This window comes from Mycolicibacterium hippocampi (assembly GCF_010723735.1).
Classification (GTDB): domain Bacteria; phylum Actinomycetota; class Actinomycetes; order Mycobacteriales; family Mycobacteriaceae; genus Mycobacterium; species Mycobacterium hippocampi.
In genome coordinates this window covers 5,383,119-5,404,492 of the sequence record NZ_BLLB01000002.1, presented here as the reverse complement: position 1 = coordinate 5,404,492, position 21,374 = coordinate 5,383,119, and the positions used below count along the sequence as shown (strand labels likewise).

Below are 21,374 nucleotides of genomic sequence, written 5' to 3'. Positions count from 1 at the left end.
AACAACTCGGTGCCCCCGCCCGGGGTTCCGTCTACATATCAAGGGAGAACATGAAGGCAATCAGTCGGGTGCTGATCGCGATGGTTGCGTCCATCGCGGCGTTGTTCGTGAGCACCGGTACCTCTCACGCAGGGCTGGACAATGAGCTGAGCCTGGTCGACGGCCAGGGTCGGACTCTGACGATCCAGCAGTGGGACACATTCCTCAACGGCGTGTTTCCCCTTGACCGGAACCGGCTGACCCGCGAGTGGTTCCACTCCGGCAAGGCGTCCTACATCGTGGCCGGCGAGGATGCCGATGAGTTCGAGGGCACCCTGGAGCTCGGTTACCAGGTGGGCTTCCCGTGGTCGCTGGGTGTGGGCATCAACTTCAGCTACACCACCCCGAACATCGCGTTCGACGGCTTCGAGGGTGACTTCGGTCCCATCCCGCTCGATGGCGGGTTCTCCGGCATCGTGACCCCGCCGTTGTTCCCCGGGGTGTCGATCTCGGCTGACCTCGGCAACGGCCCGGGTATCCAGGAAGTGGCGACCTTCAGTGTCGACGTGGAAGGGCCCGGCGGTTCGGTGGCCGTGTCCAACGCGCACGGCACGGTGACCGGTGCGGCCGGCGGTGTGCTGCTGCGTCCGTTCGCTCGGTTGGTCTCGTCGACCGGTGACAGTGTCACCACCTACGGCGAACCGTGGAACATGAACTGACATTGGAACATCAACTGACATAGCCCTGACGACAATCGGCCCCCGGCAACCGCCGGGGGCCGATTTCGTCTGACGGGCTCGAATCGGTGCCGGGTGGTCACTCCGAATGATCGGGCGGAGTGGCGGTGTTGCCGTGCTTGCCGGCCGGTCCGGCGGTTTCGTTCGCCCGCAGCAGATCCCGGATCTCTGTCAGCAGGGTCAGCTCGGTCTCCGTCGAGTCCACCTTCTTGTCGCGTTCCTTGAGCTTCTTGAACGGGACGACGATCACGAAGTAGATCACCGCGGCCACGATGAGGAAGTTGATGCCGGCAGACAGAACGGCGTTGAGATCGACGTACTGGTCGCCCCCGAGCGGGATGCGCAGGATGCCGTACTCGGCTTCGGGTCCTGCGCCGATGCGGTCGATGAGGGGCTGGACGACATTCTGGGTGAACGCGGTGACCAGGCCGGTGAATGCCGCCCCGATCACGACCGCGACAGCCAGGTCGATCACATTGCCCCGAGATATGAAGTCCTTGAACCCCTTCAGCATCGCCTGTCCTTTCGTGTGCGACTGATACAAAATTCAGACGAACCGTAGCGCTGTCGGCTGCATCCTCGGGGTCCGTTGGACGACCCCGACCGGCCGAGGTCCGCGGACATCCGCCCGCCCCCGCGTGGGGCACCCGGGAGCGGGTCGCCAAGGCCGTCGCCCACGTCTTTGCCGCAGCGGCCTGCGTCGACTTTTGCGAGTGGTCCGCCGGGAGCATCTCGACGGCGGGTCGATTCACCGGATTCCCAGCTCTGAGGCCGCAAATCCGAGACGGAGTATGGTCGTGGGGTGCGTCGGCGAAGCTAAAACGATCCTAAGGATCTCGCTTTGCTCTGCGATGTCATGCACGGTCGGGTCCGGCCTGCTAGTCTTTGCTTGGACTTGAGTGCTTTTTCGACTCGCAACGTACGCGTTCCCGTCACAGAAAGGGGCAGGCCGATGGCCGCTCTCACCCACAATTCCAAGAAGCTGGGCGTTCTCGGCTTTAGTGCGCTCGCCTTCAGCGTGGCGGCCCTGACGTTCGGTGCCGGGACCGCGGGCGCGGACCCCAACGATCCCTCCCACCCGACGATCGGCGGCGACGGTGTCGTGAGCTCGCGTCAGGCGGCTTCTACTGCGGGTGCGGACTACTGCGCCGCCAACCCCGGCACGCTCGGGACGGCCTCGGTCATCGCCAGCGACATGGGAGTCCCGTCCCAGAAGGCCGAAGAAGCCGGGCCGGAGTGGGTCGGATCGGATGGCTGGCAGGCCCAGGGACTCAGCCGGTCGAACCCCTGGGGTGGCGCGTTCGATCCCAGTTCCACCAGCACCGGACCGCAGTGCGGCCCGGGCAGCGCAAACCCGTTCTGATCTGACTTTTCACAGTTCGCCCCCGGTGGTCACACCGGGGGCGAACTGTTTGTCGCAGCAGCTAGTGCAGCGTCAGCGTCACGGTCTCCACCAGTGCCGCGCCGGCGACGGCCTTGGCGGCCGCCGCGGGCAGCGCAACGAGCACCACCCGCCCGCCCCCACCGGCGGTGGGGCCGTTCTGCTCGGCGGACACCAGCACCACCACCGCGTCAGTGGCGATCACCCGGGCCTCGGTTGCGGGTGCGGCTGAGGTCGGTGCCGCGACGATGTCGACGACATCGCCGGGCCGGACGAGGTCGACGAGTGCCGCGTCGGCCAGCGGCAGCGGCACGATGCGGGCGTCCGGTCCGGCAGCCGACTCGGCCAGCCGCGGACCCAGCACCCGCACGTCTGTGACCACTTCACCACGGCGCGCCGGTCCTGCCAGCGTGGTACCCACCACCGCGTCGAGTTCGGTGCGCGAACCATCGGGAATGCTTGCCGCTGCGCGGCTTTCGACTCGGACGTCGTCGGCGGTGAGCTCGGAGCCCGGCGACAGGTCTCGGGTGGTGACCACGACCTCGGCGACGTCTGCGCGGGGATCGTCGCGCCAAGCGGCGACGGCGGCCAGCACCACGAGGGCACCGGCGAGGGCTCGCCGGGCGGCGATGGTGCGCGACCAGTCCGGTCGGAGAAGCTGGGTGAGCCGACTCAGCGGCGAAGGGTCGAGCGAATCCCCCATGCGGCCACGCTAGCCAGCGCGGAGAGGTTCGGTAAGCCGCCGATCACGCGGCTGTGGATAACTCTCTAGCTGGAGGCTGCGGCAGCCGGTGCCGAGGACTTGCTCGACGAATCACTCGACGAGCTCGACTTGTCCGAGGACCCCGAGGACTTGTCCGACTTCTTCTCCGACGTCGATGAGGAAGAAGACGACGAGGACTCCGAGCCGCTGTCGGAGCCGCTGGAGCTCTTGGCCGAACTCTTCGCTGCTTCGCGGCTGTCGGTGCGATAGAAACCGCTGCCCTTGAAGACCACCCCGACCTTGCCGAACAGCTTGCGCAGCCGGCCGTCGCACTTCGGGCACTCCGTCATGGAGTCATCGGTGAACGCCTGCACGACGTCGAACTTGTTGTCGCATTCGGTGCAGGCATAGGAATAGGTAGGCACGAGAACCCTCCGAGGTGGTCGAACTTCTTTAGCACTCTAGCGGCTCAAGTGCTAGAACCGCTAGCCGGGCAGGGGCATTCCCCGGCGCCGGGCGTCAGCGCTCATCGGCCGAGAGGGACCAGACCCTGACGCGGCGTCAGCGCATGGGTCACCCGCACGTCGTGTGACTCCGACGGCAGCTGGTCGACGAGTTCGTCGTCGCGCACCACGGCCACCACCACCGCACCCCGACCGGCCAGCATCAGCGTCCGGTCGTAGAAGCCGGCACCGCGTCCCAGACGGGTGCCCCGCAGGTCGACGGCCAAAGCGGGCACCAACACCACCGCCGCTTCGGCCACCGCGTCGGCGGGCAACCACGGCTGCGGGGGCTCACGCAACCCGAACGGGGCGTCGACCAGCTCGCCGGGGCGGTGGCGTCCCCACCGCAGCGGCAGCGCCACACCGCCGGAATCGTGGCGCGCGACGGGGAGAAGCACCGCCGCCTCGTGCCGCACCAACCCGTCGATCAGGTCCACCGACCCGGGTTCGGAGCCCACCGGAACGTAGCCGCACACCGCTTGACCAGGGTCGACGAAAGTGAGCACGTGGGCGGCGAGGGCCGCGGCCTCGGCTGCGCGGGTCTGCGGGGTCACGGCCCGGCGGGCGGCCAGAATCTCGGCTCTAACCTGTGCCTTTGTCGATCGCACCGCTGAGTCCTCCGGAGCCGGGTAGGGAGGGAACATCCAACTCAGAGAGGTTAATGTGTGAACGATGAATCAGCCTGAAGTTCCGATCCCGTACACCGCGGTGGTACCCGCGGCGGGATTGGGGACACGTTTTCTCCCTGCCACCAAGACGGTGCCCAAGGAGCTGCTGCCAGTCGTCGACACGCCGGGCATCGAGTTGGTCGCCGCGGAGGCCGCCGAAGCCGGCGCGGAGCGGCTGATCATCATCACGTCCGAGGGCAAGGACAGTGTGGTCGCGCACTTCGTCGAGGATCTGGTCCTCGAGGGGACGCTGGAGGCACGCGGCAAGAAGTCGATGCTCGAGAAGGTCCGGCGCGCGCCCGCATTGATCAAGGTCGAGTCCGTGGTTCAGGCCGAACCCCTCGGTCTGGGGCATGCCGTGGGCTGTGTCGAAGCCAGCCTGGGCCCCGACGAGGATGCGATCGCGGTTCTGCTGCCCGATGATCTGGTGCTGCCGACCGGGGTGCTGGAGACGATGTCGAAGGTGCGGGCCAAGCGCGGCGGCACGGTGCTGTGCGCCATCGAGGTGGACAAAGAGCACATCAGTGCCTACGGCGTGTTCGACGTCGAGACCGTTCCCGATGCCACCAACCCCAACGTGCTCAAGGTCAAGGGCATGGTCGAGAAACCCAAGGCCGAGGACGCGCCCTCGCCGTACGCCGCGGCGGGCCGTTACGTGCTCGACCGGGCGATCTTCGACGCGCTCCGGCGGATTCCGAAGGGTGCCGGCGGCGAACTGCAGCTCACCGATGCGATCGCACTGCTCATCGAGGAAGGGCATCCGGTCCACGTGGTCGTGCACCGCGGGTCTCGACACGACCTGGGAAATCCCGGCGGCTACCTCAAGGCTGCGGTTGACTTTGCGTTGGAGCGAGACGACTACGGCCCCGAACTGCGGCAGTGGTTGGTCGAGCGGTTGGGACTCGCTCACGCGACGACCGAGCACTGACGGCTGCATCGCCGAGCGCATCACGCGCAGATCGACGTCGGCCGGATGTTCTTCAACGGGAGAAAGGCGTGTTTTGCGTTCGGTGGAGGAGCAGCAGGCTCGAGTGGCTTCCGCCGCGGTGGCCCCACGGCCGGTGCGGGTGGCGATTGCGGAAGCCCAGGGTTTGATGTGCGCCGAAGAGGTGGTGACCGAGCGTCCGCTGCCCGGGTTCGACCAGGCAGCGATCGACGGATATGCGGTGCGCAGCGTCGACGTGCTCGGGATCAACGAAGCCGAGGGCGACGACGGCGAGTTCGACAGCGACACCACCGCCGACCGCGAGATCAGCCTGCCGGTGATGGGATCCATCGAGGCCGGGGCGCGCACCCCGAGCAGGTTGCAGCCGCGTCAGGCGGCACGCGTGCAGACCGGTGCCCCGATGCCCACCCTCGCCGATGCGGTGTTGCCGTTGCGCTGGACCGACGGCGGCGAATCGCGGGTCAGGGTGTTGCGCGGGGTCAGGTCGGGTGCGTATGTCCGGCGCACCGGCGACGACGTACAGCCGGGCGACGTCGCCGTTCGTGCCGGCACCATCATCGGGGCCGCACAGGTCGGGTTGCTCGCCGCGGTCGGGCGGGAGCGGGTGCTGGTGCACCCGCGGCCCCGGCTGTCGGTGATGTGTGTGGGCGGTGAGCTCGTCGACATCTCCCGCACCCCCGGCAACGGTCAGGTGTACGACGTGAACTCCTATGCGCTGGCGGCCGCCGGCCGGGATGCGGGCGCGGAGGTGAACAGGGTCGGCATCGTGCCGACCGACGCCAAGCAGTTGCGCGAAGTCGTCGAGGGTCAGCTCAACCGCGCCGAAGCAGTGGTGATCGCGGGAGCGGTGGGCGGCGCGGCCGCCGAGGGCGTGCGGTCGGTTCTGTCGCAACTCGGGGAAATGGAGGTCACCCGCATCGCGATGCATCCCGGGTCGGTGCAGGGGTTCGGCCAGCTGGGGCCCGAGCGGGTGCCGGTGTTCCTGTTGCCCGCCAATCCGGTCAGCGCGTTGGTGGTCTTCGAGGTGATGGTGCGGCCGCTGATCCGCCTCTCGCTCGGCAAACGGGCGCCCATGCGGCGTGTCGTGCAGGCCCGGGCGCTGTCTCCGATCAGCTCGGTGGCCGGGCGCACGGGATTTCTGCGCGGGCAGTTGATGAGAGACCAGGACACCGGTGAGTATCTGGTGCAGGCCCTCGGCGGGGCGCCCGGTGCGTCGTCGCACCTGTTGGCAACCCTTGCTGAGGCAAACTGTCTGGTCGTGGTGCCCACCGAGGCCGAACAGATTCGTACCGGCGAGGTCGTCGACGTCGCCTTCCTGGCTCAGCGCGGCTGAACGCTTGATGGCGGCGGTCATGAGTTTCCTGAGTTCCCGCTCGCAGCATCCTGGCTGGCCACTGCCGGTGGGTCCGCTGCGGGTGTCCGCCGGAGTGGTGCAACTGCGTCCTGTCCGGCTCCGGGACGCCGCGCAATGGAGCCGTGCCCGGCTGGCGGATCGCAGCCACCTCGAACCCTGGGAACCGTCGACCGATCTCAGTTGGGAAGTGCGGCATGCCGTTTCGACGTGGCCTTCGGTGTGCTCGGGTCTTCGGGCCGAAGCGCGCAGGGGCCGGATGTTGCCATATGTGATCGAGGTCGACGGGCAGTTCGCCGGCCAACTCACGATCGGCAACGTGACGCACGGGGCGTTGCGCTCCGCCTGGATCGGGTACTGGGTGGCCAGCGGGTACACCGGTGGTGGGGTGGCCACCGCGGCCTTGGCGATGGGCTTGGACCACTGTTTCGGTCCGGTGATGCTGCATCGTGTCGAAGCGACGGTACGGCCGGAGAATGCCGCGAGTCGGGCGGTGCTGGCAAAGGCCGGCTTCCGGGAAGAGGGCCTGCTGAAGCGCTATCTGGACGTGGACGGCGGCTGGCGCGATCACCTGTTGGTGGCCGTCACGATCGAGGAATTGAACGGTTCGGTGAGCTCCACCCTGGTCCGCGCGGGGCGCGCCTCCTGGGCCTGATCTGCCCCCGCAATCATGTCTGGTGTTACTGATGTGACACAAGTGACGTTTGGTGCTTGCTACCAGCGAATTACAGGTGTGTAATTGTCCTCGGCGCGCCGCCCTTGGATGCGCTGGTCACAGACCTAGCCTGATGGGGAAAGGAGCAGGCGCCATGCCAAGCATCCCCCAATCTCTCCTCTGGATTTCCCTCGTCGTCCTCTGGCTGTTCGTGCTGGTTCCGATGTTGATCAACAAGCGCGACGCGGTCCGTCGCACGAGCGACGTCGCGTTGTCGACCCGCGTGCTCAACAGCAGCCGCACCGCCCGGTTGCGCCGACGAGGTGGACCCGCATCGGGACATCGCAGCGATCCGGACTGGCGGCACTCCGACGACGTCGACGATGAACCCGACAACGTCGAAGACGCGCCCGGCCGGTCGGTCGTCATGGTCGCCACCCGGGACCAGGACGTCGAAGCCGAATCCGACTACCTCGACGTCGACGTCGTGGAGGATTCCGGCGCGCTGCCGGTCGGAGCCGTGACGGCCGAGGACGAGCCCGTGGTGGTCGCCGAAAGCGACGAGCTCACGCTGGAATACGACGACGCGTCCGCCGGAGCCGACAGCGACGATGACGGCGCCGACTATGACGACTCTGACTATGACGACGGCGACGCCGAGGATGACGCTGACGACGCCGCCGATGACGATGAGTACGAGTACGTCGCCGATTCGTCGGGGCTGGAGGCGCCCTCGGACGCCGATCTGCGGATCGCGGACTCGATGAGCGCGTCGCGACGTCGTCGTTACGAGTCGAGCACCGCCGAGGCGGTGACGGCCCGCAAGTACCGGTTCCGGGCACGCACCCTGACGGTCATGGGGGTGCTGCTGCTCGCCAGTGCCGTGGCAGCGTTCACGTGGTCATCGACCATGTGGTGGGCGTGTGCGGCGGTGGGAACGGTTGCGGTTCTCTACCTGGCCTACCTGCGTCGGCAGACCCGGATCGAAGAGCGGGTCCGCCGTCGTCGTGCCCAGCGGGTCGCCAGGGCGCGACTGGGCGTCGAGAACACCGCTGACCCGGAGTTCGACGTGGTGCCTGCACGGTTGCGCAGGCCAGGCGCGGCGGTGCTGGAGATCGATGACGAGGACCCCGAGTTCGAGCACCTCGACTACGTCCCGTTCGCCCGCCACTACGACCTGCCGCGCGCTGCCGGGCAGTAGCGCTGCGATTTTCAGCCGGTGTCCGGCGACTGGTAGCCTGCTACCGGTATCAGGGGCTATGGCGCAGTTGGTAGCGCGTCTCGTTCGCATCGAGAAGGTCAGGGGTTCGAATCCCCTTAGCTCCACATATGGGCGTGAACCCCGGCCATCGGCCGGGGTTTTCTGTCGGCGCGGTGATCGCGGAGCATTGTCGCGATATCCGGGGCCGTACGAGAACCTGGGCGACGTGATGGCGGCGATCCGGTCGGACCCCGACGGTGTCGCGGTCGGCGCCGCGACCGACGACGAGGCCCCCTTCGACCTGCTCGTGTCGGCGGCGGGTGCAGACCCGTCGTCGACCGACTACGTCAGCCTGGAGGGCGGGGCCGACCAGACGCACAGCGAAATCAATTCACCACGACGTTCATGATCGGTGACGAATTCCAGGCGTTTCTCGCCGAGACCCAGGCGGACGTCCAAGTCGCCCTCGAGGAGGCGCGCCAGTGAGGGTCCCGGTCAATTCGGTGGTCGGGATGCAGGGACGATTCCGAGGAGTCGGCGACTCACATCGATGAGTCGGGTGCGCAGTGTGTCGTCGTCCACGTCTGCGACGAGCGGATGCATGACCCCACTGCTGATCGCACCAGAGAGCATGGCCGCTTCGATCAGCACGTCGTCTCCGGCGTCGCGCAGCAGAACCCCGTAGAGGCGAGCCATGAACTGCTGGAACGGCGGATGCTCGGCAAGTAGGCGCACGACCACAGGGTCGAACTGCAAAGTCCGCACGAGGCGTCGGTCGCGTACAGCCATGCTGATGACCTCGATCAACAGCTCGTCGCGGCCTAGTGAGAGGTCGTCTTCGGCCTCTGCCCGTTCCAGCGCTGGGATCAGCCGGCTCAGTTCGCGTTCGGTCACCGCGATGACGATCTCTTCTTTCGTGCGGAACTGGTGATACACAGCGGCTTTCGTGATTCCCACGGAGGACGCGATCATCTGGAGTGACGTGCCACTGACGCCGAACTCGGCAAAGAGTCGCAGGGCCGCGTCGAGCACCCGCGTCCGGGGGGCGCTGTGCTCGATGGATTTCAGCTCACGCTCGGCAGCTTGCCGGTTGGCGGATCCCACGGGGGAAGCCTAGATGACGTCGTTGACGACGGCTAGCCGTCCAGCTAGTGTCCTGGACTAGCCGATTGGCTAGTCGAGGTGCGCTGTCGGGCGAAGGGAGTGACGATGTCGGTAGTCGGTGAGGACGGGACGGGCCAGCACCGCACCGGGCGCCGGGTCGACGGTGAGCTGATTCTGTTGGGAGCGTTGCCTTTTGTCGCGCTGATCTGGATCGCCGCCTTCATCCTGTTCCCCGGCTTCACCCCGCCGATGGCGCCGACGATGTCCGCCGATCAGGTCGCGGCGTTCTACCGTGACCCGCAGAACCTCCCACGTATTCGGTACAGCATGATTCTGTTCAACTGGTTCTGTGTCGGCCTCATCCCGATCCTGATCCTGATCATGATGCAGATCCGCCGGATGGCCCATCGGACGCCGATCCTCTCCTACGCCGTTCTGGGCTGCGTGGCCGGCGGGCCGACGCTTTTCCTGATAGCCAACGTCTGCTGGCTGCTTGCCGCCTACCGTCCGGAGCGGGCACCCGAATTGACCCAGATGTTCAACGACATGGCGTGGATCACGTTCACCAGCCAGGTGCCCTTTCTGATCGCGCAGAGTGTTCTGGTCGCACTCGCGGTCTACTTCGACGATCAGTCTCGCCCGGTGTTTGCCCGCTGGGTGGCGCACTTCAATCTCGTCGTCGCCGCCGCGCTGGTGCCCGCGGCATTCACCGCCCTCGCGTTCGACGGGCCGCTGGCCTGGGACGGAGCTTTGTCGTTCTGGCTCAAGAACATTGCAATCGCGGTGTGGATAGTCGTGATGAGTGTCGTACTGAGTGGTGCGGTTCGGCGGGAACGTGCAGAGGCCCGGCAGCACGCCGAGGAAGCCCCCGCGTGACCGCGACGACGACCGAACCCGCGGTCCCGGCCGAGCCGCCTTCCGGGTACTCGTTGCGGTCCCTACGATGGCACCTGCGGCACAACCCGAAACGTGAACTGTGGGTGGCCTGGTGGAGCATGGTGGTGTTCTACCAGTTCTTCGGTGTCATCTTCTTCATCGTCACCCGTACGCAGCCTCCGCCGGACCCGGGCCTGGACGTTTCCGGCAGGGTGCAGTGGTTTCACGACAATCATCACGGTCTGCTGATCGGTTTCGCCGTCATCTTCATCGTCCTCGGTATGACAGCACCCATCAACGCGCTCATCGCCTATTCCATGCGACGCATGTCGGTGAGTCCAGTTTTCGGCTACTCGTATCTCGTGCTGTACTCGCTCAGCGCGATCCCAGGCATGCTGCTGCTGTGCATCGTGCTCACCGTCGGTGCCTACCGGCCCGACCGCAGCCCCGAATTGATCAGCTGGCTCTACGATTTTGCGTTTCTGTCGTTCGTCGGGACGATGGGCGTATTCCTGATCGGTTCGCTGGTCTGGATGACCGCCATCCTGCTCGACAAGAACCGAGTGTTGCCGAAGTGGTTCGGCTATTTGAACCTGTGCAATGCACTCACCGAAGTCGTCGTCTCACCCGCGTGGATATTCGATCGTGGGGTTTTCGCGTGGAACGGCCTGATCGCGTGGTGGATCAACATGGTGGTCTTCGGAATCTACACCGGCGCTTTCATTTTGTTGCTCAAGAAGTTGATCCAACGTGAGGATTTCGGTACCGGTCCGTTGCCCGAGGTCGGCTCCGGTCACCGATCCGACGGTTCGACGCCCGCAGCGCAGGAGGGGCGATGACCCACACCAAGGAATCGGTCGGAGACGCCAAGTTCATCCCGGGACAACCGGATATGTGGGCCTTCGTCCTTTTCGAAGCGCTGATATTCACCGGATACTTCGGCGTCTATCTGTTCAACCGGGCCCAGCGGCCCGAGGACTTTCTGCCATACCAGGCGTTCCTGGATGTGCGCATCGGGGTGCTCAATACCGTTGTACTCCTCCTGAGTTCGTGGTCGGTGGCACGATGTGTCGAGGCCGCTCGCGTCGGCGCATACCGCAGGGCCCTGACCAATGCGGGCCTCACCGCATTCTTCGGGTTGATCTTTCTCGCGGCCAAGGTGTCCGAATGGGTTCACTATGTTTCAGCCGGCAACGGAGTCACCAGTAACGAGTTCTTCAACTACTACTTCTTCCTCACCGGCATCCACGGTCTGCACCTACTCATCGGCTTTGTCGTGCTCGGGGTGGTCATCCACCAACTCCGCAGCCCGGGCCGCCGCTCGCAGCAACTCGTAGAAACCGGAGCGACGTACTGGCACACCGTCGACTTTCTCTGGGTTCTCATCTTCGCCCTTCTCTACGTCGTGAGGTGAATCGGTGGACACCACGTTCAACAAAAGACTGCCGATCGCGTGGCTGGTCTTGACGCTGCTGACGCTCTGCTATCTGTGGATCGACCACTCTGCCGACGACGGCGAGGTGCTGCACGCGAACTCGTTGGTCACCTCTGCGGCCATCGTGATCGCTCTGGTCAAAGTCCGCGTGATCTTCCGGGAGTTCATGGAGGTCAGACACGCGCCGGCGCTGCTGTGCCGGCTGACGGATGGTTGGGTGGTTGTCATCGGCGCAGCGCTGCTGGGCAGCTACTTTGTGGGCATCGCGCTGCGCTGATCAGCTCCACGGCCGCGCCGGAACGGTATTCCAGCAGCGCCTCTTTCGGAAAACCGCTGCTGGAATACCGTTCCGGCGGGGAGACGGGTCAGCTGGTCTGCCGGCGGGCGCGGGCCCGCCGCTTTCCCTCGTGCATCGCCGCCACCCGGGCGACCGGGATGGTGTGCCCGAACTCGACCAGTTCGGCCGGCAGCCGCTGTGGCGGCGGCATCCAATCGGCCCACGACGGTCTGCCGTCGAGAGCAGCCAGTGCGGTGTGGACGGTGAAGTCCTGCGGCGTGACCTGTTCCAGCTCAGACCATTCCAGCGGGAACGACACGGGGGTGCCCGGACGTAGGCGTGGGCTGTAGGCGGCGGCCACGGTGGCGCCGCCGGCCCTGGTGGAGTCGACGAAGACCTTGCCCTCCCGGTCCTCGACGATGAAGGCCGTCGTCGCGATCGACGGGTCCAGCGCCGCCGCCCTCGCGGCCAACGCCCGCGTCGCCGCGGCCACGTCCTCGACGGGGATGCCGCGCTCGACGGGTACGAACACGTGAATTCCCTTGGCCCCACTGGTCTTCACCGATCCCGACAGGTCAGCGTCCGCCAGGGCGCGGCGCACCAGGTGGGCGACGGGCACGACTTTCGAGAAGTCGTCGTCGGGCGGATCCAGGTCGAGGACCAGGTGCGTGGGGCGGTAGACGTCGTCGGCCAAGCCCAGGGTCGGGTGGTACTCCACGGCCCGCTGATTCGCCAGCCACAGCAGCGTGCGCCGATCGTCACACAGCGCGTAATGCACTTCGCGCTGGGATGCCTCCGCCCACATCGGGACGGTGCGCACCCAGTCCGGGGTGTACTTCGGAACGTTCTTCTGCATGAACGGCTTCTGGCCGCGCAACACCCGCAGCACCGTCAGCGGCCGCCCCGCGAGCCCGGGCAGCATGCGCTCGGCCACCCCGTCCAGGTAATCGACGAGGTCGCGTTTGGTGGCCCCGGCTTCCGGGCTCAACGCCTCGTCGAGGTTGGTCAGGTCGACGCCGGCGCGCTGCTCGCTGACGGCCATCGTCAGCCTGCCGTCGTCGAGATGCCGCCGTCCACGGGGATGACCGCTCCGGTGAGGTAGGCACCCGCCCGGCTGGCAAGAAAGACCACGATGCCCGCCATGTCGTCGTCACATCCGATCCGTCGCAGCGGCGCCGACGCCGCGATCTCGTCGCCGAAGGACTCCAGCGTGGCCGCCATCATCTTCGACGGAAACGGCCCTGGGGCGACGGCGTTCACGGTGATGTGCTGGGGGCCGAGTTCACGGGCCAGGGCTCGAGTCAGTTGGTGCAGTGCCGCTTTGCTGCTGGCGTAGGAGTAGATGGGCATCGGGCTGACCCGCAGGCCGTCGATGCTGCCGACGTTGATGATCCGGGCGGGGTCGGTCGCGTTGCCGGCCTCCCGCAGCGCCGGCAGCAGCGACTGCACCATCCAGAACGGCGACTTGACGTTGAGATCGAGCACCTTGTCCCATGCGGCGTCGGGGAAACTCTCCAGCGGTTCACCCCACGTCGCTCCGGCGTTGTTGACCAGGATGTCCAGCCCGCCCTCGGAGGTGACGAGTCCGGCGAGCCGGGAGCACTCGTCGTGCCGGGACAGGTCCGCCGGCACCGCCCGGACGTCGCCGAACGTAGCCAACTCGGCCCGGGCGGCCTCACAGGCATCGGCCTTACGGGAGCTGATCACCACCCGCGCACCGGCCTGCAGCAACCCGCGTGCCATCATCAGGCCGATGCCACGGGTGCCGCCGGTGACCAGCGCCCGCTTTCCGGCGAGGGTGAAAAGCTCTGAGTGCGAACTGAATCCGGGTTCGCTCATCGTGACCCCGCGTCCGCGTCGGGTGGGGGAGTGCCGATCAGAACCGCGCTGAGGCGGCACCCGTCGGGCCCTCCCCGCCATGCGTGGTCGACACCGGTCAACACCACCAGGTCGCCCTGGGTCAGTCGGTGGGCGCCGTCGCCGAGCATCAGGTCGACGCTTCCCGACAGCACCGTCTGCAGGTCGAGCGTGTCGGTGTGGTGCATGGGTGTCTCGGAGTCGGGTCCGAGTTCGACGACCATCCACCGGACCAGACCCGGGTCGATTCCCTGGTCGATCAGCGGGGCCGTGCCTGTGGGGCGCTGCGGCGGCGGGCTGGTCGCCGTCGTGTAAGGAATACCCATCGCGAAGCCGGGCGCCAGCTGGTCCAGCGCCAGCTCGTCCCGGCTGACCACACAGGACTTGCCGTCAGCGTCTACTCCGGTGATCAACGTCCTCACTACCGTCGCTCCTGTCCACGTCGCGAAACTTCTGTCTGCATCGCATCATGCGCCAAGGACGCCGCCAGTTGTGACGCCGGGCCGTCATGTTCCCGCGATCGATGCGCCGGTCCGGGGTGATGCGTACGATCTCAGCGGGCGCTCCAGGAGGCGGGTGCTCACCGTCCGGCGTCGGCCTCCGCGTGCGGAAGGCACCCGATGACCGCAGCACAGCGTCCGGACTCGATCCGTCGCGACGTCCTGCCGATCCCTGATGTGGCCCACATGGGGTTGACGACGTACGACGCGAAGGACCCGGATACCGGCTACCCGCCGATCAGGGACGTACGTCCGCCGGCCACCGCGCCCAACGTCGTCGTCATCCTGATCGACGACGTGGGTTTCGGCGCCAGCGGTACATTCGGCGGGCCGTGTCAGACGCCGAACTTCGAGAAGCTCGCGTCAGGCGGCCTGAGGTACAACCGGTTTCACACGACGGCGTTGTGCTCGCCCACCCGGCAAGCGCTGCTGACCGGCCGCAACCACCACTCGGTGGGCATGGGAAACATCACCGAGACCGCCACCGCCGCACCCGGTTACACGTCGGTGTTGCCGAACACCAAGGCGCCATTGGCGTTGACCTTGAAACTCAACGGCTACTCGACTGCGCAGTTCGGCAAGTGTCACGAGGTTCCGGTGTGGCAGACCAGCCCGGCCGGACCGTTCACCGCATGGCCCACCGGCGGCGGCGGTTTCGAGTACTTCTACGGCTTCATCGGCGGGGAGAACAACCAGTGGGACCCGGCGCTCTACGAGGGGACCACCCCGATCGAGCCGCCCAAGACCGCGGCCGAGGGTTACCACCTGACCGAGGATCTGACCGACAAGGCGATCAACTGGGTGCGGCAACAGAAGGCGCTGCTGCCGGACAAGCCGTTCTTCATGTACTTCGCCCCCGGTGCCACCCATGCGCCCCACCAGGTGCCCCCGGAGTGGATCGACAAGTACAAGGGCAAGTTCGCCCACGGCTGGGACCGCCAGCGCGAGATCACCTTCGAACGGCAGAAGGAACTGGGAGTCATCCCGCCGGACGCCGTACTGACGCCCCGGGACGCGGAGATCCCGGCCTGGGACGACATGGATCCCGCGCTGCGGCCCGTCCTGGAACGTGAGATGGAGGTGTACGCCGCCTTCATGGAGCACACCGATCACCACGTCGGCCGGCTGCTCGATGCGCTGGGGCCGGTGCTCGACGACACCCTCGTCTATCTGATCGTCGGGGACAACGGCGCCTCGGCTGAGGGCACCCTGCAGGGCGCCTACAACGAGATGGCCAACTTCAACGGCATGGCCGACATCGAGACGCCCGAGTTCATGATCTCGAAGCTCGACGAGTTCGGCGGCGAAGGCTCCTACGGCCACTACGCCGTCGGGTGGGCCTGGGCGATGGACGCCCCCTACCAGTGGACCAAACAGGTGGCGTCGCACTGGGGCGGCACCCGCAACGGCACCATCGTGCACTGGCCCAACGGGATCAAGGACAAAGGTGGCCACCGCAACCAGTTCAGCCACGTCATCGATTTCGCGCCGACCGTGCTCGAGGCCGCGGGCATCCCGGCCCCCACGTTCGTCAACGGTGTGATGCAGAGCCCTATCGAGGGCACCAGCATGCTGTACAGCTTCGACGACGCCGACGCTCCGGAGCGGCACGAGACCCAGTACTTCGAGATGTTCTGCAACCGCGGGATCTACCACAAGGGCTGGAGCGCGGTGACCAAGCACCGCACCCCCTGGGCGATGGGGGGCCAGGTGATGCCCGCCTTCGACGACGACGTGTGGGAACTCTACGACGGGAACAGCGACTGGACGCAGGCGAACGATCTCGCCAAAGAGCATCCCGACAAACTGCATGAGCTGCAACGCCTCTGGCTGATCGAAGCCGTCAAGTACAACGTTCTCCCGCTCGACGACCGGCAGATCGAGCGGATCAACCCCGCCACCGCCGGGCGACCGTCGTTGATCAAGGGCAACAGCCAGCTGCTGTTCGCCGGGATGGGGCGGCTGTCTGAGAACAGTGTGCTCGACATCAAGAACAAGTCGTTCGCCGTCACCGCGGAAGTGAATGTGCCCGACAGTGGTGCCGAGGGTGTGATCATCGCCCAGGGCGGCAGGTTCGGCGGGTGGAGCCTGTACACAAAGGACGGCCGTGCCAAATTCCACTACAACGTGCTCGGCATCAAGTCCTATGACATCGAAGCGAGCGAACCCGTCCCCGCGGGCACCGCGCAGGTGCGGATGGAGTTCGACTACGACGGCGGCGGAATGGGCAGAGGTGGCAGCGTCAGGCTCTATTACGACGGCACCGAGGTGGGCAGCGGGCGCGTAGACCAGACGCAGGGTTTCATCTTCTCCGCCGACGAGACCACTGATGTCGGTTACGAGTCCGGAACCACCGTCAGCCCCGACTACACCGCCCACACCAGCCGGTTCAGCGGCAAGATCGACTGGGTGCGCATCGACCTCGGCGAGGACGCCGAGGACGCCGACCACTACATCGACCCCGACGAGAGATTCCGGATCGCGATGGCGCGGCAGTAACCGCTTGTCTGCCTATTGGTGTATCCATCAACATTCGGGATAGGCATGTCGAATTTACTGGTAGTGTTACTGGCCAGTAATTAAGTTCGATGAGGAGCTGTCATGGCCGAGGTAATTGTCCGCCAACTGATCGATGATATTGACGGGTCTGAAATAGGCGAAGGCGACGGTGAACGAGTTGAATTCTCGTTTCGCGGCGCCGACTATCAAATTGACCTTTCCGCGACCAACATCGCCAAATTCGAGAAGGCCCTGAAGCCGTACGTCGAGGCGGCGGAAAAGGTTCGCGGTGGCGGACGTTCGCGCCGCGTGCGGACCAACGGCAACGGCAAGTCTTCGCCGGAGCAGCTGGCCGCGATTCGCGAGTGGGCGCGAAAGAATGGGCACGAGGTGGCCGATCGTGGTCGCATCAAAGCCGAGATTGTCGAAGCTTTCGACGCCGCGCACTAGCCGATTCGCGGGGGTGGACAATTCTGATCACGGCTGTCGCCACTTCGCCGTCCGACCCTGTCCGCGGGTGACTTCGTCCTTTATGGTTCTTGCCCCGTATTCCCCGCCCGCCGTAACCTCGTGAGGTGTCCGGCCTGACCGTTGTCCGAGCCGATGATCTCGCTGCCCTGGCAGTATTCGCGGGAACCGCCGTCGAGGCGCTTGTCCCGCTGGCCGCACAACTGCGCCCGGTGACGGCCGCCGCCGGTCAGGTGTTGATGCAACAGGGCGAACTCGCGGTGTCGTTCCTGCTGATCGGTTCCGGTCGCGCCGAAGTCACCCACAGCGGTGTCGACGGTCACGACACCGTCGTCGAGGTGACCCCCGGTCTGATCGTCGGCGAGATCGCGCTGTTGCGGGATGCGCCGCGGACCGCGACGGTGGTGGCGACCGATCCGCTGACCGGCTGGGTCGGAGGTCGCGAAGCATTCGCCACCATGCTCGAGGTGCCCGGGCTGATGGACAAGCTGGTGCGGACCGCCCGCCAGCGCCTGGCCGCGTTCGTCACGCCCATCCCGGTCGAGGTCCGCGACGGCTCGACGCTGTACCTGCGCCCGGTGTTGCCCGGTGACATCGAACGCACCACCAACGGCCCGGTCGAGTTCTCCGGCGAGACCCTCTACCGCCGTTTCCAGTCGGTCAAGGTCCCGTCGAAAGCGCTGATGGCCTACCTGTTCGAGGTGGACTACCTGGAGCACTTCGTGTTCGTGCTGACCGACCGGCCCGACGGCCCGGTGGTCGCCGACGTGCGATTCGTCCGCGATGCGGTCAACCCGGCAGAGGCCGAGATCGCGTTCATCGTCGGAGACGCGTACCAGGGCCGGGGCATCGGCACCCTGCTGATGGGCGCCATCTCGGTGGCCGCCTGGTGTGACGGTGTGCAGCGGTTCACCGCGCGGGTGCTCAGCGACAACGCGCCCATGCGGGCGATACTCGACCGGTTCGGCGCGACGTGGCACCGCGACGACCTCGGCGTCGTCACCACCGAGATCGCGGTGCCCCACCCGAAGGATCTGCCTTTCTCGCCCGAGCTGACCCGCCAGATCCGGGACGTGGCCCGGCAGGTCATCCGGGCGGTGGGATGAGGCCGCAGTTGAGCGCCGCGAGTGGGAGGCCGCAGTTGGGGACCGCGAGCCGGAGTCCGCAGTTGGGGACCGCGAGCCGGAGGCCGCAATTGAGTAAGGACACCCGGCTGTGCATCTCGCTGGCGGGACGTCCCAGCAACATCGGCACCCGATTCCACAACCACCTCTACGAGGTACTGGGACTCGACTTCCTCTACAAGGCCTTCACCACCGACGACATCAGCGCAGCGATCGGTGGGGTGCGGGCGTTGGGGATCCGCGGGTGCTCGGTGTCGATGCCGTTCAAGCAGGCGGTGCTCGACCTCGTCGACGCTGTGGAGCACTCGGCGAAGTCGATCCGGTCGGTGAACACGATCGTCAACGATGACGGCCGGCTCACCGCATCCAACACCGACTACCTTGCCGTGCAACAGCTCATCGGCACTCACGGGCTGACCCCGCAGCAGTCGGTGCTGATCCGCGGCAGCGGCGGGATGGCCGGTGCCGTCGGGGCGGCGTTCGCCGACAGCGGATTCGACGCCGGTGTCGTCGTCGCACGCAATCCGGTCGCCGGAGCGGCGCTGGCCGACCGGCTCGGCTACGAGTACACCGCCGAGGTCGGCCGGCGCACCGCCGACATCGTCGTCAACGTCACGCCGATCGGGATGGCCGGCGGGCCCGAGGAGAACGACGTCGCGTTCGACGACGCGACGATCCGCGCCGCACGCACGGTCTTCGACGTCGTGGCGCTGCCGTCCGAGACGCCGCTGATCTGCGCGGCACGCGCAGCCGGCGTCGATGTCATCACCGGGGCGCAGGTGATCGCGCTACAGGCTGCCGAGCAGTTCGCGCGCTACACCGGGGTGCGCCCGAGCCCGGAACAGATCGCCGAGGCCTCGGCGGTGTCGAGGGCCTGACGCCCGCCTCAGGGGGTGATCGTGGCCTCTTCGTCGATGGCCGCGGTGGCGTCCATCAGCGGCATGGCCTGATCCTCGGTGCCGTCGGCGTTGAGCTGCAGCACGTAGAGGCCGTCTTGGCCGGGGATCACGACGGTCTTCTGGGCGATCATCCGGGTCACGCCGTCCCGGACGTACATGCCGCCGATCTGGGCGGACTCGAACCCGTCGAGGGTGCCGGGCTGGCCGGTCTCGGGTCCTTCGAATTCCGGCAGGTTCTGGATCTCGCCCGGGGCGTACTCGAGGATCTGGGCCGGGTCGACGTTTCCGGTCAGCTTGGACAGGATCGCGATGATCGTCGGGGGGTCCTGGGCCATCGCCGGGTCGCCGGTGAAGACGATTGCGCCGTATGCCCATTCCGGGGTGGCGGGCCCGGCGTCCTCCCACCCCGGGGGGAAGGGCAGGTCGATGGTCGGCGCACCAGGATCGCCACGCTTCACCGGGGCTTCCTCGATGTTGTTCTCCTGGATGTAGTCGACGATGGTCTTGGCGGGCCCGGCGGCCTCGGCCGTTGTGGTGGGAGCCTCACTGGTGGTGGTCTCCGCCTCGGCCGACGTGGTGGTCGTCGTCTCCTCGGTCTGAGTGTCGGAACCGCAGGCTGAGAGGCCGATTCCGAGTGCGACGGCGGCGATGGCGGTGACGCCGGCCCGAATGGGAATTGTCATGTCGTCTCCTGTTTCATCGGCCCCGTGGCGTGGACGCAGTCTGCGCTCGACGAAAGCCGGATCGCAGCGCAGCATAACCGTCCGAGAACCAGATCTCATGGAAAAGGCGGGCGAACACTGGTGCCGTCACGGACCTGGTGCCGTCACGTGGTATCAACGGGCCGTGAGGCTGATGGGGGTCTGCGCACTGGCCGTGTTGGGTGCCGGCTGCGCCCAGCCGACGGAACCCGCCCCCGCACCGTCCTCGACGACATCGGGAGCGGGCCAGATCAACCCCGCGAGAATCGACCGGACCCGCAGCGAGCTGCCCGGTGGCTACGAGGTCGCCGGGTACACCGCAGCACCCGCACCGATCGTGTTGTGGGGCTTCGCAGAGGCGGCGGTCTCGGAGCCGCCGCAGTGCGCGCAGTTGGCGGTACCGGCCGTCGACCCGGCGACGACCCGGGGCTGGTCGGCGTCCGGGCCCGGCGGGATCGTGCACACGGTGGTCGCCCGGGCCCACGGCCCACAGGTGCCGGGTTCCACGCTGCTCGCCGAGTGTGCGCAGTGGACGGTGGCATCTGGGCACACCACCGGGACCGTCAGCACACGGCCCGGTCCGGTGATCGACGCCGCAACAACGGTGGCGATGAGTACCACTGCCACCACCCGGGTCGAGGGTGGGACACAAACACGCTCCCGCGCAGACACATTCATTGCATACCTGGACGGTCACGTCTGCTTCGTCACGTTGATCACCGACCCCGGATCACCCCATCCGGCGCTCGGACCCGGCTTTGCGGGCGACCTGCTGGCCAGCGCCACATCCGCGCTGCGCGGCTGAACCGGACCACCCGGGTACATTTGGCGGCGATGTCGAACCCCTTGTCGAACCCCAAGGTGGCGCTGGCCGTCGCGTGCGCCGGGCTGCTGGCGGCGTGCAGTTCCGGACAGCCCGAGGACCTCTCGCAAGCCGATATCGCCAACGTCGCCGACCTCGAGTCCGAGTTCGGTCCGTCGTTCACGGTCAGCACCGTGGGCCCGGCCGCCATCGAGCCGGGACTGCTCGGCCCGCAGTCGTTGCCCGAGGGGCTGGTCTTCGACCCCCCCGACTGCGCCGAGGCGGCCGGCAAACTGGCCGTCCCAGCGGGGGTGCAGGGCAACATGGCCGCGACCACGGCAGAAGGTGACGGCCTCCGATACATCGTGATCGCGGTCGAGACCTCCGAACCGGTGCCCGCCAGCGTGCCCACCGAGCAGTGCCAGGAGGTGGTGTTCGGCGGGCGGGGGGTCCGTGGCCTGATCAAGGTCGTCGAGGCCCCGCAGATCGACAACACCCAGGTCGTCGGCACCCGCCGAGTGCTGCAGACCACCGCGGGTGGCGCACCGCGCACCGGCGACCTCTACAACTACGTCGCCAACTTCGGCAATTTCATCGTGATCGTCACCGCGAACTCGCTGGTGATCCCGGACCAGCCGCTCGTCCCGGTTGATACGGCGCGCGCCCGCGAGTTGGTCACCCAAGCGGTCAGCCTGGTCAGGGGCTGAC

The 21,374-nt window shown here is 66.8% G+C and carries 26 protein-coding genes and 1 tRNA gene; 18 read left to right on the top strand and 9 right to left on the bottom strand.

Annotation, left to right across the window (positions count from 1 at the left end; translation table 11 throughout):
- Window positions 1–50: 50 nt before the first annotated feature.
- Window positions 51–698 (top strand): porin MspA, encoded by a 648-nt coding sequence (mspA, locus tag G6N53_RS26990; RefSeq protein WP_163894324.1) that lies wholly within the window; start codon window positions 51–53, stop codon window positions 696–698.
- 97 nt (window positions 699–795) lie between these two features.
- Here mspA and mscL read toward each other — a convergent pair whose 3' ends face one another.
- Window positions 796–1,230 carry a large-conductance mechanosensitive channel protein MscL gene (mscL, locus tag G6N53_RS26985; protein WP_163894322.1) on the bottom strand — a complete coding sequence of 145 codons (435 nt, stop codon included), beginning with the start codon at window positions 1,228–1,230 and terminating at the stop codon, window positions 796–798.
- A 438-nt stretch (window positions 1,231–1,668) separates the two neighbouring features.
- Between mscL and G6N53_RS26980 the strand changes: the two genes are divergently transcribed.
- On the top strand, window positions 1,669–2,079 hold the full coding sequence (locus G6N53_RS26980; protein WP_163894319.1) for a hypothetical protein: 411 nt from the start codon (window positions 1,669–1,671) through the stop codon (window positions 2,077–2,079).
- Window positions 2,080–2,140: 61 nt separating this feature from the next.
- Here G6N53_RS26980 and G6N53_RS26975 read toward each other — a convergent pair whose 3' ends face one another.
- The 3 genes from G6N53_RS26975 to G6N53_RS26965 all read right to left on the bottom strand — a co-directional run bounded on the left by G6N53_RS26975 (window position 2,141) and on the right by G6N53_RS26965 (window position 3,911).
- On the bottom strand, window positions 2,141–2,800 hold the full coding sequence (locus G6N53_RS26975; RefSeq protein WP_163894317.1) for an SAF domain-containing protein: 660 nt from the start codon (window positions 2,798–2,800) through the stop codon (window positions 2,141–2,143).
- Between the two features lie 65 nt (window positions 2,801–2,865).
- Window positions 2,866–3,225, bottom strand: a complete 360-nt coding sequence (locus G6N53_RS26970; protein WP_163894315.1) for an FmdB family zinc ribbon protein — start codon at window positions 3,223–3,225, stop codon at window positions 2,866–2,868.
- A 101-nt stretch (window positions 3,226–3,326) separates the two neighbouring features.
- Complete coding sequence (locus tag G6N53_RS26965; RefSeq protein ID WP_237166657.1) at window positions 3,327–3,911, bottom strand: 5-formyltetrahydrofolate cyclo-ligase; 585 nt, start codon at window positions 3,909–3,911, stop codon at window positions 3,327–3,329.
- Between the two features lie 64 nt (window positions 3,912–3,975).
- On the opposite strand from G6N53_RS26965, the gene G6N53_RS26960 reads away from it, so the two are divergent.
- The 6 genes from G6N53_RS26960 (at window position 3,976) to G6N53_RS26935 (ending at window position 8,533) form a co-directional block, all read left to right on the top strand.
- On the top strand, window positions 3,976–4,899 hold the full coding sequence (locus G6N53_RS26960) for a UTP--glucose-1-phosphate uridylyltransferase (RefSeq protein ID WP_163894311.1): 924 nt from the start codon (window positions 3,976–3,978) through the stop codon (window positions 4,897–4,899).
- A 73-nt stretch (window positions 4,900–4,972) separates the two neighbouring features.
- Window positions 4,973–6,250: a molybdotransferase-like divisome protein Glp gene (gene glp, locus G6N53_RS26955; protein WP_163894309.1), complete on the top strand. Its 1,278-nt coding sequence runs from the start codon at window positions 4,973–4,975 to the stop codon at window positions 6,248–6,250.
- Between the two features lie 19 nt (window positions 6,251–6,269).
- Window positions 6,270–6,923, top strand: a complete 654-nt coding sequence (locus G6N53_RS26950; RefSeq protein ID WP_163894307.1) for a GNAT family N-acetyltransferase — start codon at window positions 6,270–6,272, stop codon at window positions 6,921–6,923.
- A 154-nt stretch (window positions 6,924–7,077) separates the two neighbouring features.
- Window positions 7,078–8,124 (top strand): divisome protein SepX/GlpR, encoded by a 1,047-nt coding sequence (sepX, locus tag G6N53_RS26945; protein ID WP_163894305.1) that lies wholly within the window; start codon window positions 7,078–7,080, stop codon window positions 8,122–8,124.
- Window positions 8,125–8,176: 52 nt separating this feature from the next.
- Window positions 8,177–8,249 (top strand) — tRNA-Ala (locus tag G6N53_RS26940).
- Between the two features lie 62 nt (window positions 8,250–8,311).
- Complete coding sequence (locus G6N53_RS26935; RefSeq protein ID WP_237166656.1) at window positions 8,312–8,533, top strand: hypothetical protein; 222 nt, start codon at window positions 8,312–8,314, stop codon at window positions 8,531–8,533.
- Window positions 8,534–8,619: 86 nt separating this feature from the next.
- Here G6N53_RS26935 and G6N53_RS26930 read toward each other — a convergent pair whose 3' ends face one another.
- The gene (locus G6N53_RS26930) at window positions 8,620–9,228 is read right to left on the bottom strand and encodes a TetR/AcrR family transcriptional regulator (protein WP_163894303.1); all 609 of its coding nucleotides are present in this window, start codon (window positions 9,226–9,228) and stop codon (window positions 8,620–8,622) included.
- 105 nt (window positions 9,229–9,333) lie between these two features.
- On the opposite strand from G6N53_RS26930, the gene G6N53_RS26925 reads away from it, so the two are divergent.
- From G6N53_RS26925 to G6N53_RS26910, 4 genes are read left to right on the top strand one after another with little or no spacing between them, the layout of a single operon-like run.
- Window positions 9,334–10,104 (top strand): hypothetical protein, encoded by a 771-nt coding sequence (locus G6N53_RS26925; RefSeq protein ID WP_163894301.1) that lies wholly within the window; start codon window positions 9,334–9,336, stop codon window positions 10,102–10,104.
- Entirely contained in the window at window positions 10,101–10,943 is an 843-nt protein-coding gene (locus tag G6N53_RS26920) for a hypothetical protein (protein ID WP_205390475.1), read from the top strand. Before G6N53_RS26925 ends, G6N53_RS26920 begins: the two co-directional genes overlap by 4 nt.
- Window positions 10,940–11,518: a cytochrome c oxidase subunit 3 gene (locus tag G6N53_RS26915; protein ID WP_163894299.1), complete on the top strand. Its 579-nt coding sequence runs from the start codon at window positions 10,940–10,942 to the stop codon at window positions 11,516–11,518. Before G6N53_RS26920 ends, G6N53_RS26915 begins: the two co-directional genes overlap by 4 nt.
- A gap of 4 nt (window positions 11,519–11,522) precedes the next feature.
- Entirely contained in the window at window positions 11,523–11,816 is a 294-nt protein-coding gene (locus G6N53_RS26910) for a cytochrome C oxidase subunit IV family protein (RefSeq protein WP_163894298.1), read from the top strand.
- An 88-nt stretch (window positions 11,817–11,904) separates the two neighbouring features.
- On the opposite strand, the gene G6N53_RS26905 is transcribed toward G6N53_RS26910, so the two are convergent.
- Genes G6N53_RS26905 through G6N53_RS26895 form a run of 3 tightly spaced genes read right to left on the bottom strand, consistent with a single transcriptional unit; the run spans window position 11,905 to window position 14,095 of the window.
- Entirely contained in the window at window positions 11,905–12,858 is a 954-nt protein-coding gene (locus G6N53_RS26905; protein ID WP_163894296.1) for a DNA polymerase domain-containing protein, read from the bottom strand.
- Window positions 12,859–12,860: 2 nt separating this feature from the next.
- The gene (locus tag G6N53_RS26900; RefSeq protein ID WP_163894293.1) at window positions 12,861–13,655 is read right to left on the bottom strand and encodes an SDR family oxidoreductase; all 795 of its coding nucleotides are present in this window, start codon (window positions 13,653–13,655) and stop codon (window positions 12,861–12,863) included.
- On the bottom strand, window positions 13,652–14,095 hold the full coding sequence (locus tag G6N53_RS26895) for an AraC family ligand binding domain-containing protein (RefSeq protein WP_163894291.1): 444 nt from the start codon (window positions 14,093–14,095) through the stop codon (window positions 13,652–13,654). Before G6N53_RS26895 ends, G6N53_RS26900 begins: the two co-directional genes overlap by 4 nt.
- 198 nt (window positions 14,096–14,293) lie before the next feature.
- Between G6N53_RS26895 and G6N53_RS26890 the strand changes: the two genes are divergently transcribed.
- From G6N53_RS26890 to G6N53_RS26875, 4 genes are all read left to right on the top strand, one after another.
- Entirely contained in the window at window positions 14,294–16,672 is a 2,379-nt protein-coding gene (locus G6N53_RS26890) for an arylsulfatase (RefSeq protein WP_163894289.1), read from the top strand.
- Window positions 16,673–16,774: 102 nt separating this feature from the next.
- Window positions 16,775–17,122 (top strand): histone-like nucleoid-structuring protein Lsr2, encoded by a 348-nt coding sequence (locus tag G6N53_RS26885; protein WP_163894286.1) that lies wholly within the window; start codon window positions 16,775–16,777, stop codon window positions 17,120–17,122.
- Between the two features lie 125 nt (window positions 17,123–17,247).
- Window positions 17,248–18,246, top strand: a complete 999-nt coding sequence (pat, locus tag G6N53_RS26880) for an acetyltransferase Pat (RefSeq protein ID WP_163894284.1) — start codon at window positions 17,248–17,250, stop codon at window positions 18,244–18,246.
- A gap of 62 nt (window positions 18,247–18,308) precedes the next feature.
- Complete coding sequence (locus G6N53_RS26875) at window positions 18,309–19,142, top strand: shikimate 5-dehydrogenase (RefSeq protein ID WP_237166655.1); 834 nt, start codon at window positions 18,309–18,311, stop codon at window positions 19,140–19,142.
- 8 nt (window positions 19,143–19,150) lie between these two features.
- Here the strand turns inward: G6N53_RS26875 and lpqN are convergent, their stop codons facing one another.
- The gene (gene lpqN / locus G6N53_RS26870) at window positions 19,151–19,846 is read right to left on the bottom strand and encodes an envelope biogenesis lipoprotein LpqN (RefSeq protein ID WP_163894281.1); all 696 of its coding nucleotides are present in this window, start codon (window positions 19,844–19,846) and stop codon (window positions 19,151–19,153) included.
- Window positions 19,847–20,018: 172 nt separating this feature from the next.
- Between lpqN and G6N53_RS26865 the strand changes: the two genes are divergently transcribed.
- Window positions 20,019–20,669 (top strand): DUF5642 family protein, encoded by a 651-nt coding sequence (locus G6N53_RS26865; RefSeq protein ID WP_275999185.1) that lies wholly within the window; start codon window positions 20,019–20,021, stop codon window positions 20,667–20,669.
- A gap of 29 nt (window positions 20,670–20,698) precedes the next feature.
- Window positions 20,699–21,373: a DUF5642 family protein gene (locus G6N53_RS26860; protein WP_205390474.1), complete on the top strand. Its 675-nt coding sequence runs from the start codon at window positions 20,699–20,701 to the stop codon at window positions 21,371–21,373.
- The last annotated feature ends 1 nt before the right edge of the window (window position 21,374 follow it).